The organism is Cellulomonas sp. NPDC055163, from assembly GCF_053607065.1.
This window is the reverse complement of record NZ_JBSGSU010000003.1, coordinates 296,104-309,996: the sequence shown is the minus strand read 5'-3', so window position 1 is coordinate 309,996 and position 13,893 is coordinate 296,104. Positions and strand designations below refer to the sequence as shown.

At 73.9% G+C, this 13,893-nt stretch carries 13 protein-coding genes; 4 read left to right on the top strand and 9 right to left on the bottom strand.

Annotated elements, in window-relative coordinates:
- The first annotated feature begins 17 nt into the window (after nt 1–17).
- From ACWFNE_RS07615 to ACWFNE_RS07605, 3 genes are all read left to right on the top strand, one after another.
- The gene (locus tag ACWFNE_RS07615; RefSeq protein WP_452121825.1) at nt 18–224 is read left to right on the top strand and encodes a hypothetical protein; all 207 of its coding nucleotides are present in this window, start codon (nt 18–20) and stop codon (nt 222–224) included.
- Between the two features lie 137 nt (nt 225–361).
- Entirely contained in the window at nt 362–739 is a 378-nt protein-coding gene (locus ACWFNE_RS07610) for a hypothetical protein (protein WP_452121824.1), read from the top strand.
- Between the two features lie 289 nt (nt 740–1,028).
- Nucleotides 1,029–1,733 carry a DUF6325 family protein gene (locus tag ACWFNE_RS07605; protein ID WP_452121823.1) on the top strand — a complete coding sequence of 235 codons (705 nt, stop codon included), beginning with the start codon at nt 1,029–1,031 and terminating at the stop codon, nt 1,731–1,733.
- Between the two features lie 40 nt (nt 1,734–1,773).
- On the opposite strand, the gene ACWFNE_RS07600 is transcribed toward ACWFNE_RS07605, so the two are convergent.
- Nucleotides 1,774–3,396, bottom strand: coding sequence for a GH39 family glycosyl hydrolase (locus tag ACWFNE_RS07600; RefSeq protein ID WP_452121822.1), 1,623 nt, complete (start codon nt 3,394–3,396; stop codon nt 1,774–1,776).
- A 171-nt stretch (nt 3,397–3,567) separates the two neighbouring features.
- Here ACWFNE_RS07600 and ACWFNE_RS07595 point away from each other — a divergent pair, with 171 nt between their 5' ends.
- A complete protein-coding gene (locus ACWFNE_RS07595; RefSeq protein WP_452121821.1) occupies nt 3,568–4,608 on the top strand; it encodes a LacI family DNA-binding transcriptional regulator in 1,041 nt (346 codons plus the stop codon).
- Nucleotides 4,609–4,681: 73 nt separating this feature from the next.
- Here ACWFNE_RS07595 and ACWFNE_RS07590 read toward each other — a convergent pair whose 3' ends face one another.
- The 8 genes from ACWFNE_RS07590 to ACWFNE_RS07555 form a co-directional block, all read right to left on the bottom strand.
- Nucleotides 4,682–5,566, bottom strand: coding sequence for a carbohydrate ABC transporter permease (locus ACWFNE_RS07590; protein ID WP_452121820.1), 885 nt, complete (start codon nt 5,564–5,566; stop codon nt 4,682–4,684).
- Nucleotides 5,566–6,528, bottom strand: a complete 963-nt coding sequence (locus ACWFNE_RS07585) for a carbohydrate ABC transporter permease (RefSeq protein ID WP_452121819.1) — start codon at nt 6,526–6,528, stop codon at nt 5,566–5,568. The genes ACWFNE_RS07590 and ACWFNE_RS07585 overlap by 1 nt, the downstream gene beginning before the upstream one ends.
- Before the next feature lie 73 nt (nt 6,529–6,601).
- On the bottom strand, nt 6,602–7,879 hold the full coding sequence (locus tag ACWFNE_RS07580) for an ABC transporter substrate-binding protein (protein ID WP_452121818.1): 1,278 nt from the start codon (nt 7,877–7,879) through the stop codon (nt 6,602–6,604).
- A gap of 447 nt (nt 7,880–8,326) precedes the next feature.
- The gene (locus ACWFNE_RS07575; RefSeq protein ID WP_452121817.1) at nt 8,327–9,043 is read right to left on the bottom strand and encodes an SOS response-associated peptidase; all 717 of its coding nucleotides are present in this window, start codon (nt 9,041–9,043) and stop codon (nt 8,327–8,329) included.
- Between the two features lie 47 nt (nt 9,044–9,090).
- Nucleotides 9,091–10,023, bottom strand: a complete 933-nt coding sequence (locus ACWFNE_RS07570) for a SagB/ThcOx family dehydrogenase (protein WP_452121816.1) — start codon at nt 10,021–10,023, stop codon at nt 9,091–9,093.
- 13 nt (nt 10,024–10,036) lie between these two features.
- Nucleotides 10,037–11,506 (bottom strand): YcaO-like family protein, encoded by a 1,470-nt coding sequence (locus tag ACWFNE_RS07565; protein ID WP_452121815.1) that lies wholly within the window; start codon nt 11,504–11,506, stop codon nt 10,037–10,039.
- Entirely contained in the window at nt 11,481–12,710 is a 1,230-nt protein-coding gene (locus tag ACWFNE_RS07560; protein WP_452121814.1) for a TOMM precursor leader peptide-binding protein, read from the bottom strand. The genes ACWFNE_RS07565 and ACWFNE_RS07560 overlap by 26 nt, the downstream gene beginning before the upstream one ends.
- Nucleotides 12,700–13,407, bottom strand: coding sequence for a hypothetical protein (locus ACWFNE_RS07555; RefSeq protein WP_452121813.1), 708 nt, complete (start codon nt 13,405–13,407; stop codon nt 12,700–12,702). The genes ACWFNE_RS07560 and ACWFNE_RS07555 overlap by 11 nt, the downstream gene beginning before the upstream one ends.
- Nucleotides 13,408–13,893 lie beyond the last annotated feature (486 nt).

The following is a 13,893-nucleotide window of genomic DNA, read 5'->3' as shown; positions in this document are numbered from 1 at the left end:
CCGGCGAGGGGAGCGGGATGCCACGCATGCTGATCCGGGTGAGCGCCGAGATCTCCGAGGAGATGCTCGCACCGTTCCCGCACCTGACGCCGACCGTGCAGGTGATGCAGACCACCCTCACCGGCGCCGTCCGGGACCAGGGCGAGCTCCAGGGCATCCTCAACTACCTCGCGCAGCTCGGGGTCGCGATCGTCGAGGTCGTGACGATCCCCGACGACCGCTGACGGGACCGGGACGCCGGCGACGAGGGCACCGGGGCCGTTCGCGACTTTCGGGTGAGGCGAAGCGGGTCCCGGGCGGACGACGCTCGTGGTCGCTGGGCGCCGACCGGCGCGGATCCGATCGTGGCAGGAGGCAGGTCGTGGACTTCTGGGACTTCTTCTGGCTGCTCGTGTGGAGCTTCTTCTTCATCGCCTACCTGATGGTGATGTTCCAGATCTTCGCCGACCTGGTGCGTGACAAGGACCTCGCGGGCGGCTGGAAGGCGCTCTGGGTCGTGGTCCTGTTCATCGCACCGTTCCTCGCGGCACTGATCTACCTCGTCGCCCGTGGGCGTGGGATGAGCGAGCGGTCGCTGGCGTCGGCCCGGGCCGCGCAGCAGGACGCCGACGCCTACATCCGCGAGGTCGCGGCCCGCCCGATGCCGGCGGACCAGATCGCGACGGGCAAGCAGCTCCTCGACACCGGCGCGATCACTCCGAGCGAGTTCGACGCCCTGAAGGCGAGGGCGCTGGCGTGACGCCGGCGGCCGGACGAGGGCGCCGCACGGTGTGGGGGTTCCGGAGGGCCGGCCGGCCCGAGCACCTCGAGCGTGACGCCGAGGGGCCGGACGGCGGGGCGGCGGTGCGAGGGGGCTTCGCCCCGATGCGCGCGGGCCGGCTCTCCGGGGTCACGCAGGAGTACACCGCCCAGCTCCTGCGCGAGGCCGAGGAGGAGCACCGGCGGCGCCGACCGGCGACCCCTCCCGGGCAGTCCCCCGCCGGCGGTGCTCCCGCTCGGCCGCCGCGCCCCGTGCCGAGGGAGGCGCCGTGACCCGTGTCCTGGTCCGCACGCTCGTCCACCTGGTGTCGGTCGCGGCGGGTCTCCTCGCGGCCGCTTGGCTGCTCGACGGCGACCTCGCCGTGAGGACGACCGCCTTCGTCGTGACCGTCGCGGTGCTGACCGTCGTGCTGGGCGTCCTGGAGCCGGTCCTCGGACCGCTCCTGGTGCGGCCCTTCCGCAGGGGGCAGGGCGCGCCGTCCTCGGCCCCGGCGGCGGCCGGTGCTCGCCGGCCGTCGCCGGGGACGAGCACCCCGCGCGCGTCACCGAGCACGGGTCACGGCCCGGTCGAGTTCGTGGCGCTGGCGTTCTCGGGCGAGCGCGCCCCCGCCGCGGTGACCGCCGAGCTGCGGCGCCTCGCGGCGGACCGCGGCCTCGGCCTGGTCGACGTGCTCGTGGTGCGCCGCCGGACGCCGCACGAGCTCGAGGTGCTCCCCGACGAGGACCTCGCGACGGTCGCGGGCGTCGCGGGGCTGGCGGTCGCGGGCCGCGGCACGGTACGGGACGACGACGTGGCGGCGATGGCGCGCGACCTCGTCCCCGGGACCTCCGCGGTCCTCGTCGTCTTCGAGCGCCGCGGGGCGCACGTCCACGTCGCGGCGGCGAGGGACGTCGAAGCGGCTGCGCTCGCCCACCACCTCGTCCCGTTCCCGCTCGTGCCCGGGCAGCTCGACCGCCGTTCCGCGAGGAACTGACGACCGCCGCTGCTCGCCCGCGCGGGGCTCCCGGCCGCTCTCAGGGTGCGCTGGTGACCGAGACGACCGCCCACGGGGGCAGGCCGAGGTCGATCGTGAGCACGCCGTCGCCGTCCACCGTCAGCTCGCTGCGGAGCAGGCCGTCCGCGACGGTGCGCAGGTGCGCCTCCTGCTCCCGGGTCAGGTTGAGCGGCTCCCCCATCCGGTGCCACGCCTCCGCGACGTTCCCGTGCTCCCAGTCGACCTGCTCCACCCGGTACGCCGCGCCCGGCCTCAGCCCGTCGACGGTGTGGCGGACGCGCAGGTCCGGTCCCGTGCGCGCGAGCCCGCGGGTCGCCGCGTAGGAGCGCGCGGAGCCGATCCCCCGCGTCCCCATCTCCTCCGGGTAGTGGAGCAGCACCGCGGCGACGTCGCCCGAGCCGGAGTGCTGCGTGATCACCCCGTGCGGCGCGGCGAGGAGCACCCGGTCGCCGAGCCGCGCGAGCATCGCGAACGCGTGGAACGTCGGCTTGTGGATGCCCTGCTCGTTGACCAGGCCGAACCCGCCGTGGAACGGCCCGATGCCGGCGCCGCCCTCCTCGAACACGTCGGTGAACGTCCAGTAGGAGATGGAGTCGGCCACGCCGGCCCCGCGCAGGAGCGCGCGCGTGACGTACGTCGCGGCGAACACCGTGTCGTGCATCGCGTCGCGGCTCGACGGCGAGCTCGACCACTCGGTGATGTGGAGCTCGGCCGCCGGGAACGGGCTCGCCGCGATGAGGTCGCGGAGCAGCAGCAGGTCCTGGTGGGTCGCGTCGACGTGGCGCTCGAGGTGGCGCAGCTCGCCGTCGGCGCCGAACGCGGCGTCCGTGGGGTACAGGTGCGTCGAGAGGAAGTCGAGCGGGACGTCGCGGTCGTGGCACCACGCGATCAGCTCGTGGATCCACACCGGGCGCCAGTCGAGCGCGTCCACGTCCTCCGCCTCGGCGGTCGCGTGCTCGGCCGACCGGTCCTCGTACTCGCCCCGGTACCGGTCGTCCGGCACGAAGACGCTCGTGGACGGTCCGCCGACCTTCAGCTGCGGGTCCACGGCCTTGACCGCCCGCGCGGTGGCCTCGTAGAGCTCGAGGTACTCGGTCCGGGTGCCCGTCCAGAAGTGCGGGACGAGGTTCGGCTCGTTCCAGACCTCGAACCGCCACCGTCGCACCTCCGCGATCCCGTAGCGCTCGACCCAGTGGTCGAGGGTCGCGGTCACGAGGTCGACCCAGCGGGCCATGTCCGTCGGCGGGCTGCAGTGCGCCCCCCACCAGAACACGGTCTCGGTCTGCGTGGCCAGCTCACGCGGCATGAACCCGAGCTCGACGAACGGCCGCGCCCCCGCGTCCAGGAGGAAGTCGACGACCTTGTCGACGTACGCGAAGGTGAACCGGGGCTCGGCGAGCGGTGTGGGTGGCCCGAAGCCGCCGCCGTCGCTCGCGCGGTACACGAACATGTCGTCGTGGAAGAGGCCGTGGAAGCGGACGTGCCGGACGCCGAGCGTCTCGACCGCCTCCCGGAAGTGCCCCTGCCAGTCGGCGCGCAGCGCCTCGTTGGCGCGACCGGCGCCGACGCAGTGGCTCCACACGTGCCGGAGCGGGCGGTCGTCGGCGACGCGTCCGTCGATCCGGGGGCGCTGTGACGGCATGGGGACTCCTGTCGCTACGAGGCCGCAACAGTTTCGCAACACTGCGGATCGGTGCGGACGCTACCGAGCGCTGGGTCGCAGCGTCAACCGGCAACACGCGGGCACGAGCGGCGCGTTGACGTGCGCGGACCTGCTCGATAGCCTCGAAACAGGTTTCGAGACAGGAGCACCATGGCCGGGCGTCCCCAGCAGCGCACGACTCTCGTCGACGTCGCGCGCCTCGCGGGCGTCACGAAGGGCACCGTCTCCAAGGTGCTCAACGAACGCAGCGACGTCGCCGCCGACACGCGCACCCGCGTCCTCGCGGCCGTGGAGGAGCTCGGCTACCGGCCGCCGGTGTCGCAGTGGAACCCGCCGCGCGCCCGGACCCTGGCCGCCGTGCTCGACGCGCTCGACTCGCCGTACATCACCCACGTCCTCCAGGGGGTCCTCGCGGCGACGACCGCCGCGGACGCGAACCTCCTCGTCCGCCTCGCCCCGGACCGGGCGGTCCGCGGCACGAGGTCGGCCGCGCGGGCGTGGGTGGCCGAGCAGCAGGTCGCCGGCGTCGTCGGGCTCGTCGGCCTGACCCTCGGGACGCCCACCGCGCTGCTCGAGGCCGCCGCGGAGGCACGGATCCCGTTCGTGATGGTGGACCCCGTCGACCTCGAGGACCCGGACGTCGTGAGCGTCGGGTCCACGAACTGGGCCGGCGGGCGCACGGCCACCGAGCACCTCCTCGCCCTCGGGCACCGCCGCATCGCGTGGATCGGCGGGCCGGACACCTCGGCGGCGGCGCGCGAGCGCTTCCACGGGTACCGGGCGGCGCTCGACTCCGCCGGCGTCGACCTCGACCCGGACCTCGTGCGGCACGGGCTCTTCTCCGTCGACACCGGCCGGACCGGCGGCCACGCGCTGCTGAGCGCCGCCCGGCCCCCCACGGCGGTCATCGCAGGAGACGACGAGATCGCCGTCGGCGTCCTCGGCGCCGCCCGCGAGCTCGGCGTCCCGGTCCCCGCGCGCCTGAGCGTCGTCGGGTTCGACGACACCCCGCAGGCCGCCTGGACGTCACCCCCGCTCACGTCGGTGCACCAGCCGCTGACGGGGATGGGGCGCATGGCGGTCGAGACGGTGCTCGCGATGTCCGCGGGCGTCGAGCCCGCCTCCCGGTACGTCCAGCTCGCCACCTCGCTCGTCGTGCGCGACTCCACGGGCCCCGCCCCGGACGCCTGACCGCCCGCGCCGCGCCCCGCCGTCGGGGCGCGGGACGCGCGGGCAGGCGACCCGGCCGACTCGCCGACGCCGTTCAGCCCTTGAACGCCCCGTCCATGATCCCGGCGACCATCCGGCGGCCGACGAAGGCGAAGGCGACGAGCAGCGGCAGCGTCGCGAGGAACGAGCCGCCCATGGCCAGGGCGATGTCGATCGACCGGTTCGCCTGGAGCTGCTTGAGCGCGATCTGGACCGTGAAGAGCTCGGGCGACTTCAGGACGATGAAGGGCCACATGAAGTCGTTCCACACCGCGGTGAACGTGATGAGCCCCAGCACGAACGCCGCGGGGCGCACGACCGGGAACGCGATGCGGAGGAAGACCTGCCATGAGCTGCAGCCGTCGATCCGGGCCGCCCCGATCAGCTCGTCGGTGACCGTGCTCGCCATGTGCTGGCGCATCCAGAAGATCCCGAAGGCGTTCGCCAGGCCCGGGACGATGATCGCCTGGAGGCTGTCGACCCACCCGAGCTCCGAGACGATCAGGTACTGCGGGATGACGCTCAGCTGGGCCGGGACGGTCATGGTGAGCAGCACCAGGAGGAACAGCACGTTGCGGCCCGGGAACCGCAGCTTGGCGAACGCGTACCCGGCGAGGGCGCACAGCAGCACCGAGACCACGGCGATCGTCAGGGACACGACCAGGCTGTTGAGCAGCGACAGCAGGAACGGCACCCGCTCGAGAACCTTGGCGGTGACCTCCGGGAGGTTCCCGCCCGGGTGGAGCCGCGGCGGGGAGGACGTGATCGCGGTGGCGCCCACCGAGGCGACGACGAACATGTAGTAGAGCGGGAACGCCGAGACGACGACGGCCCCGACGAGCAGCGCGTAGGTGTACCAGCGCACGGCACCGAGCCGGCCACCGTGACGAGCGGACGCGATCGGCGCCGCCACCGGCGCGGTCACGGTCGTGGCGGGCATCAGCGACCTCCTCGGGTGCGGGTGGCCAGGAAGAAGTTGAGCGCCGCGGCGATCACCACGACGAAGAACAGCACGACGCCCACCGCGGAGCCGTAGCCGAACTCGAACTGCCCGAAGCCCTGCTCGTAGAGGAAGAGCGCGAGGGTCTGGCACTGGCGCGCCGCACCGCACGTGAGCCCGGACTCCGGTGCGACGAGGAGCGGCTCGGTGAAGATCTGCAGCCCCCCGATCGTCGACATGACGACGGTGAAGACGATGATCGGGCGCAGGGACGGGATCGTCAGGCGTGTGAACTGCTGCCAGCCGTTGGCACCGTCCACCGACGCCGCCTCGTACATCTCCCGCGGGATCGCCTGCAAGCCCGCGAGGTAGAGCAGCGTGTTGTAGCCGAACCAGCGCCACGTCACCATCGCGGAGATCTCGACCCAGGAGCCGAACCGGGACGCGAGGAAGTTGACCGGTTCGACGCCCACCAGGCCCAGACCCCAGTTGAGCAGCCCGAAGTTGCGGTCGAAGATCTGGCCGAACACGATCGCCGTCGCGGCGACGGACGTGATGTACGGCAGCAGCATCGACATCCGGAAGAACGTCGCCCACCGCAGCCGCGCGTGGTTGAGCAGGTGGGCGAGGCCGAGCGCGAGGACGAGCTGCGGGACCGTCGAGATCACGAAGATCCCGAACGTGTTCACCAGCGCGTTCCAGAACCGGGAGTCGGCGAACAGGCGCTCGAAGTTCGCCAGCCCGATGAACGTCTGCTCCCCGATCGGGTTCCAGTCGAACAGCGCGACATAGAAGGTGAACACGAGCGGGAACAGGCCGAAGATCCCGAAGATCACGAAGAACGGCGCGACGTAGGCGTAGGGGGCCAGCCGTTCGAGGAACGAGGTCCTGAGCCGGACGGGCTCGTCGCCCCGCTGCCGGCGCGGCTCGGTCACACGGGTGGGGGTGATGGTCGTGGACACGCTCTTCCTCCGTCCGCGGGCGGCCCGGTCACGGCCGGGCCACCCGCGTTGTCGGGGCAGCCAGGGTGGTCGGTCAGCCGCCGATGGCTTCCTCGACGTTCTTCAGGCCGGTCTCCCACGCGTCCTCGGGAGCGGTGTTGCCGGTCTGCATGTCCGCGAGCGCGTTGAGCAGCCCCCCGCCGATGGCCCCGGTGTCGGGCCCGTTGTAGGAGGACGTGGCCTGGAGCACCGACTCGCTCATGACCTTGCCGATGGGCGAGTCGCCGAAGAACTCGTCGGTGTGGCTGAGCACGGCCTCCGTGGTCAGCGCCACCTTCGCGGCGGGGAAGGTGCCGGTCTTCTCGAAGTGCTCGGCCTGGGCGTCGGGCGACATCATCGTCTCGATGTACTGCCAGGCGCCGGCCTTGTTCTCGGCACGGGCGGGGATCGCGATGACGCTGCCGCCCCAGTTGCCGCCGACCCCGGGCACGGACGTCACGCGCCACTTCCCGGCGGTGTCCGGGGCGGCGTTCTTGATCTGCGAGAGCATCCACGAGGGAGCGATCGACACGGCGAACGACCCGTTGGCCCGGCCGGGGTCCCAGCCCGAGGACCACGCGGCGATGTCCGCGCTGAGCCCGGCCTCGTAGGTGTCCACGGCGACCTGGAAGGCATCCTTCACCTCGGGGTTGGTGTCGTAGATCAGCTCGCCGTCGTCCGAGTAGTACTTCTCGTCGACCTGGTTCACGGTCGAGAAGAAGACGGTGGTCTCGACGTTGTCGACGAACGGCTGCCCGGTCTTCTCGGTGTACGCCGTGCCCATCGCGATGAAGTCGTCCCACGTGGACCACGCCGCGGCCACCTCGGCCGGGTCGGTGGGCAGGCCTGCCGCCTCGAACAGGTCCGCCCGGTAGGCGAGGCCGAGGCCCCCGACGTCGGTCGGGACGCCGATGAGGGAGCCGTCCTCCGCCGTCGCGAAGCTCGTGGCCCAGTCGAGGTAGTCGTCGCCGAGGTCGTCGCCGCCGAGCGTGCGCAGGTCGACGAAGTTGCCCGGGTTCTCCACGAACTTGGGCAGGTCGTCGTTCTGGATCATCACGAGGTCGGGCACCTCGCCGCCGGCGAGCGCCGCGGTCAGGGCGGTCGCGGTCTCGGTGGTGCTCCCCACCTCGGAGAGCTTGACCTTCGCGTCGGGCTTCTTGGTGAGGTACTCGTCGAGCCCCTCCTGGGCGCCGATGCCGGTGAAGGACCAGAACGTCACCTCGGCGTCGGGGTCCTGCGCGGCGCCGTCGGCGGTCCCACCGCCCGAGCACGCTCCCAGGACCAGAGCCAACCCACCCACCGTGGCGACGAGCGCCGACCTACGAGGCTTCACGACAGCTTCCCTTCGTTGGGAGTCCAGTTCGTCGGGCCCACGGGCCGTGGGCGCGGCCGCCGCCCTGGGGCCGAGCCGACGCGGGTACCCGCACCGGTCACGCCCGCAGGACGCCGGACGACGTCGATCGCTCGAGCACCGGACGCGTCGCGCCACCGGTCGACTGCGCGCCGTCGCGCATCGAAACAGTTTCGCAATATGTGTCCGGATGTGGACCCTAGCCATGCCGCGCAGCGGCCGTCAATAGCCGCAAGCCGCCGCAAATCATGCGCCAGCGCACGCGAGCGCGCGGTATTCGTCGCGCGTGCAGCAACGGGCTGAGCGAAACATTTTCGGAACGCGCGCGCCGCACCACCGCCAGCGCGCGGCTCACGGGCCGCGCCGTTACCGGGAGCCGGTGATCGTCGGGGCGCTGCCTCGGGTCCGTCGCCCGACGTTCGCGCGCCGCTACCCGGCCGCCGGCTCCACGAGGTGCGGGCCGTCGTTGCGGACGTTCCCGACCGCCGCGCCGACCTCGCGCGGCTCGAGGTGCGGCTCGGGCAGCGCCGCGAGGAGCGCCTCGACGGCGTCCAGGGCGGTCAGGTGGGGGTCGAGCCACGCGTCGACCCGGTCCGGCGTGACGAGCACCGGGCAGCGCTCGTGGATCTCGCCGAGGGTGTCGGTCGCCGCGCGGGTCGCGACCGTCGCCGTCCACAGCCACTCCCCCGGTCGCTCCGGGTCCGGGCGCAGCTCGTAGAGCCCCGCGGCGGCGATGAGGTCACCCCCGGCGTGCAGGAAGAACGGGGTCTTGGTCCCGTCGGCGTTCTTGCGCCACTCGAAGAAGCCGTCCATCGGGACCAGGCACCGGCGCTTCGCCGCGGCGCGCTTGAACGCGGGCTTCTCGGTGAGCGACTCCGAGCGTGCGTTGATCATCCGGGCGCCGACCTTCGTGACCTCGTCGTCCTTGGCCCACGCCGGCACGAGACCCCAGCGCACCCGCCGGAGCTGCCGGACGGGGCCGGCGTCCTCGGGTGCGCCGCGCGGCGTGCGTTCGAGCACGACCCGGATGTCCTGCTGCGGCGCCACGTTCCAGGACGGCGGGGTCTCCTCGTCGACGATCTCCTGCACCGCGAGGGCGCCGGCGATGTCGGCGTCCCGGCGTGCGCTCGCGTACCTGCCACACATGGGGCCACCCTCCCGCACGGGCCCGTCGTCCGCGCGCCGACGCGGGGTCACCGTCCGTCGGCGCGACCGTCCCTGCGCGCGTCGGGGTCCGCACGAGGGTCGGCGCCCGGGCCCGCGCCGAGCGAGCGCAGCAGCCGCTCGGTCAGCTCGCCGACGTCCGGTGGCGGGACGGGGCCGGGTCGCCGGGCGGCGTGCCCGAGCGCGACGAGGTAGAGCGCGACCTCGTCGACCCCGTCCACGTCGAGGAGCCCGTGCACCTCGTCGTCGAGGAAGCCGCCGAACGGTGCGCCCGCGAGGCCCGCGGACGCGAGGCCGAGGAGGAGGTTCTGGCACACGTGGCCCGCCTCGAGGAGCGCGAACCGGTACGCGCGCTCGCCGTACTTGAACGCCGGGCGCGCGAGCACCGCGGTCAGCACGACGGTGGCAGCCGCGGAGCGGAAGACGGGGTCGCTCGTCGCCCGCACGAGCTCCGCGGACGCCGACCCGGGGCGCAGAGCCTCGAGCGCGTGCGGCTCGGGCGCGTAGTGGTAGAGGCCCGGGTCCAGGCCGTCGACACGCTCGGCGACGAGGTACGTCTCCACCGGGTAGAGCGCACCGCCGGACGGCACCGCGCGGACCGGCTGGTCGATGCCCTCCCGCGCCAGGTGCAGCGTGCCCGTGATGCCGTCGGCGAGGTGCAGCAGCCGCGACACCTCCGCGAGCGCCACGCCCACGCCCGGGTCGAGCGCACGCGTGGAACGGCGCCGGGCCACCGCGTCGTCGAGCGGCACCGCGAGCGGCTCCACCGCGGGCAGCGGCGTCACGAGGGCGCCCGGGTACCGCTTGAACGTCCGGGACGCGACGTCGTGGAACACGGGGCTCGCGCCGAGGCTGTAGACGCGCTGCGCGAACGCGAGGTCGTGCCGGCGCTGCTTGCTGGCCTCGTGGTACGTCTCGAACGCGCGGTCGTCCGCGTCGCCCTCGCCCGCCGCACCGATCACGTCGCACCTGCCGTCACGGGTAGGGATGGGGCACGGGGTTGAGGTCCGCCACGGTCGAGGGTCCCGACCGGTACCCCATCCGGACCGGGGCCTCGTAGAGCCGGCGCCCGCCGAGGAACCGGAGGCGGTGGTCGGCGTCGAGCGGCTGGAGCTGCGGGACGATCGTGCGCGCGACGCGGTAGCCGGCCTCGGCCACGTCGGTCGTGGTGAGGTCGAGCGCGAGGACGTCGAGCCCCGCGTCGTCGAGCCGGTCCAGCACCGCCGCGAGGTCGCCCGCCACGGAGCGCGGGGCCGCCGCGGGCGCCGGCGAACCGGCGGGCACCCCCTCGTCGACGCCCACGACGGGCCCCGCCCGCAGGAACTCCACCGCGTGCTCCATGTCGCCGTAGGCGTAGAGGCGCACGTGGTCCTCGAAGTCCCGGACGTCGTCGTACGCCGCCGCGAACGGCGCCCGCCCCTCGGGCCCGCCGAGGAACTTGCCCCACTCGCGGGTCTGCACCGCCTCGGTCATCGCCTTCGTCGCCGCCCGGACCGGGTCGAGCCCCGCCGCGCCACCGACCGAGATCATCGTGGGCGAGCGCCGGTGGTCCAGGAGCACGCACAGGAAGCTGGGGACGCCCAGGTCGGTCGTGGTCCGCACGAGCAGGTACTCCAGGCCGTCGCGCGCGAGGCGGTCCTCGTAGACGCGACGCAGGCGCGGGTGCGACGTGAGGTCGACCCGCGGGACCGGGAGGCGGTTCATCCACGTGATCATGAACGCGTCCCGCTCGACCGCCTCGCACAGCCCGCGCAGCACCGCGTCGTCGACGGTCGCGGCGCACGCGAGCCCCGTCGACACCGCGGGCGCGAGGACCACCTCGTCGGGGGTCCCCGGGAAGTACGGCATGTAGACGAGGCACGCCGGGACGAGCACCGCGCTGCGCGGGACGGGGCGCCAGGCCCACACCCACGCGAGTGGCACGTCGTGCGCGTGCGCGCTCGCCGGGGCCGTGGCCGGCAGGGTGCCCGGGGCCGTGCCGACGTGCGGACGGAACAGCGCGAGGTCGTCGGGGCGCACCGCCGGGTGCGTCCGGGACACCTCGTCGTAGGTGCCGACGACGAGGTCGCCGTGGTCGTACACCGAGCAGCAGTACCGTTCGAGCCCCTCGCCGAGCGCCGCGCCCCGCGCGTCCTGGGCGGTCAGGCCGGACCCGCCGTTGTTGTCGTAGCAGGGGTGCTCGTTGTAGACGGTCGTCGCGGCCATCTTCACGGACGCGTTGAAGATCGTGGGCTCGCCCGGCTCGGCCGGGATGTCGAGCACCCAGCGGACGAGCCCGGTGAGGTCGTCCACGGGTGACGGCGCCGCGCGCGCCGGTCCGCGCGCCGCCCGGCGACGCGACCCCAGGTCTCCGGCCGCCCCCTCGCGGTCGACGTCGGCGCCGGTGGGTGCCGGCTCGACGACCGGCTCGGCGACGTGCTCAGCGTGCGACAGCGTCCCGGTCACGGGCGTCCTCCCCCGCGCTGCGCTGCCACACGTGGATGGTCGGGCGCGCCTGCGCCGAGCGCCCGCACGCGGGGCACCGCGGCACCCGCAGCACCGGGTGGAGCCGCGTCGTCCCGTTCACGAGGCTCAGGCTCAGCAGGTGCGCGTAGGAGGCGGGCGCCGTGAACAGGGTCACGACCTTGACGACCTCGAGCGCGAGGAGCGCCGCCGCGGGGCTCACGAGGAGGTGCTCGGGCCGCAGCCCGGCGACACGCGCGTGCCGCTCCACGAGGTCGAGCTCGGCGAGGTCCGGGACGTTGCTGCGGCGACGGAGCTCGAAGCAGGTCCAGCACGCAGTCTCGTGCGGGAGCACCGTCGGGCCCACGTGGACCTCGAAGCCCGCGGGGCGCGCGCTCGACCACGGGGTCCCGGTGACGAGCGCCGCCTCGTTGACCAGCTCGTACGCGCGCGGGTCGGCGGAGTCCTCCGCGAGCACCGCGCACGCCGCGCCGTCGAGCAGCCGGACCCACCCGTCGACGTCCTCGGGCCGGTCGGCCGGCTCGACCGACGTCCCGGTCCCGAGGTCCTCGACGCGCTGCTGCACGACCGCCGCGCGCGGCTCGCCCGGGGTCGCGCCGCCGAGCAGCCCGTCCGAGGCCCGGTCCCCGGCGTCGACCGTCCCGGGATCGCACACGACGACGCGACCGACGCCCGCGACGGCGAGCGCCCGCACGACCGCGGAGCCCGTGGCCCCGAGCCCGACGACCACGACCGTGCTGCGGGCGAGCAGGAGCTGGTACTCCTCGCCGGACCGCGGGAGCGCCTCACCCGTCCCGTCGTCCGCCGCGCCCTCCCGCTCGGGTGCGACGAAGTGGGAGAAGAACGCGATCTGCGGGGCGAGGCGCCGGCGCTCGGCCGCGCTCAGCCCCGGCACGTCGTGCACGACCTCGAGCGCACCCCGCTCGAGCAGCGCGTCGACCTCCGCGGCCACCCGGGGACGGTCCTCCGGCTCGAACGCCCCGAGCACCTCGGCCCACGGGCGCTCGCGGTCGAGCAGCGCGAGCAGGCGCCCGAGCAGGTCGTCCCGCCCGCCGCGCAGCTCGAGCGAGAACGTCAGCGAGTGCAGGCGGAACGACCCGTCGGGCGCCGGGACGACCGTGAACCGCTCCGGCACGCGCAGCCGGTCGTCGGCGCGCACCGGGCGGTCCCCGTGGTCAGCCGGCATAGCTGCAGCTGCAGCTGCTCGATCCCCAGCACGAGCACGAGCAGCTGCAGCACGCCGAGCCCGACGTGCGGAACAGCACGAACAGCCCGATCTCGGCGACGAGCCGCGTGCTGCCCTGGAGCGCCGTGATCTCCTCCTTGTCGTGCACCGACTGGGAGAAGTCGTCGCCGAGCAGCGTGTTGTAGGAGACGCTCGCGAGCGAGCGCACCTGACGGGCCTCGATCTCGACGAGGTGCCGGCCGGCCGGGACCTTCCCCGCACGCTCCGCGAGCTCGCGGATGTACCCGTCGGACGCACGGCCCTTGCCCTCCTCGCGGCCTCGGGTCAGCTCCTCGGTGTCGTGCTTCGAGCGGACGACCTGGCCGTCCTGGAGCGCCAGGTGCTCGAACGCGACGATCCTGGTGCTGTCGGTGATGTCGACGACGACGGCCTGCGCGTGCCCGCCCTCGGACACGCTCAGCCCGCCCTCCTGGGTCTGGTCCTTGCTGCTGAACGGCGTGACCGAGATCGCGATGGACTGCAGGCTGTCCGGGCTGAACACCGAGAACAGCTGGGTGCGCTCGGGCTGCGCCTCGAGCCCGAGCGCGGTGAGCTCGCCGTGCAGGGCGCGGGCGTCGTCGGACTTCTCGAGGACGCTCTCGAAGAACCGGTACCCGTGCTCGGTTCCGAGGTGCTGGACGGTGTCGACGGCTGCCATGGTGGTCCCCCTCCGAGATCCACTCGCCTGCGGGTCGGTGCGCCGTGCGGGCGGCGGGCCGGGCGGGGTCTCGGCGGGTCGCGGTCGCGGTGCGTGAGGCTCGCGGCGCCTCGCCGGAGCCCTCGGGCACACGGTCGTGTGCGGCTCTCGCCTGCGGCGGCTCCGGGTCGGCCGTGGGGCTGCGGTGCGCCGGTGCAGGTGGTCCCAGCCTTCTCCCGGGCACGACGCGGGTCAACGTCCGGCGGTCTTCCTCATGGTGCGGTCCGGGGCACCGTGCCGTGACGCGGGGCGGCGCGTCCGGACGACGCGAGGTGCGCGCAGCCCCGGAGCCCGACCGGCGACCGGTCGGTCGGGCTCCGGGCGGGACCGGGGGGGGTCGCCCCAGGCCCCGCCCCCCCCCGGGCTAAACCAAGCCCAACGAGCATTTCGCACCCGGAGGCCCCCCCCCACCCCCCCCCCTGCCCCCCCCTTCGCCCCCCCCCCCGC

What these genes read in the sequence shown, in the direction of transcription:
- ACWFNE_RS07575 (WP_452121817.1), bottom strand. Translation starts at nt 9,043, where the DNA reads ATGTGTGGCAGGTACGCGAGCGCACGCCGGGACGCCGACATCGCCGGC.
- ACWFNE_RS07590 (WP_452121820.1), bottom strand. Translation starts at nt 5,566, where the DNA reads ATGCCCGCCACGACCGTGACCGCGCCGGTGGCGGCGCCGATCGCGTCC.
- ACWFNE_RS07560 (WP_452121814.1), bottom strand. Translation starts at nt 12,710, where the DNA reads ATGCCGGCTGACCACGGGGACCGCCCGGTGCGCGCCGACGACCGGCTG.
- ACWFNE_RS07600 (WP_452121822.1), bottom strand. Translation starts at nt 3,396, where the DNA reads ATGCCGTCACAGCGCCCCCGGATCGACGGACGCGTCGCCGACGACCGC.
- ACWFNE_RS07595 (WP_452121821.1), top strand. Translation starts at nt 3,568, where the DNA reads ATGGCCGGGCGTCCCCAGCAGCGCACGACTCTCGTCGACGTCGCGCGC.
- ACWFNE_RS07555 (WP_452121813.1), bottom strand. Translation starts at nt 13,407, where the DNA reads ATGGCAGCCGTCGACACCGTCCAGCACCTCGGAACCGAGCACGGGTAC.
- ACWFNE_RS07615 (WP_452121825.1), top strand. Translation starts at nt 18, where the DNA reads ATGCCACGCATGCTGATCCGGGTGAGCGCCGAGATCTCCGAGGAGATG.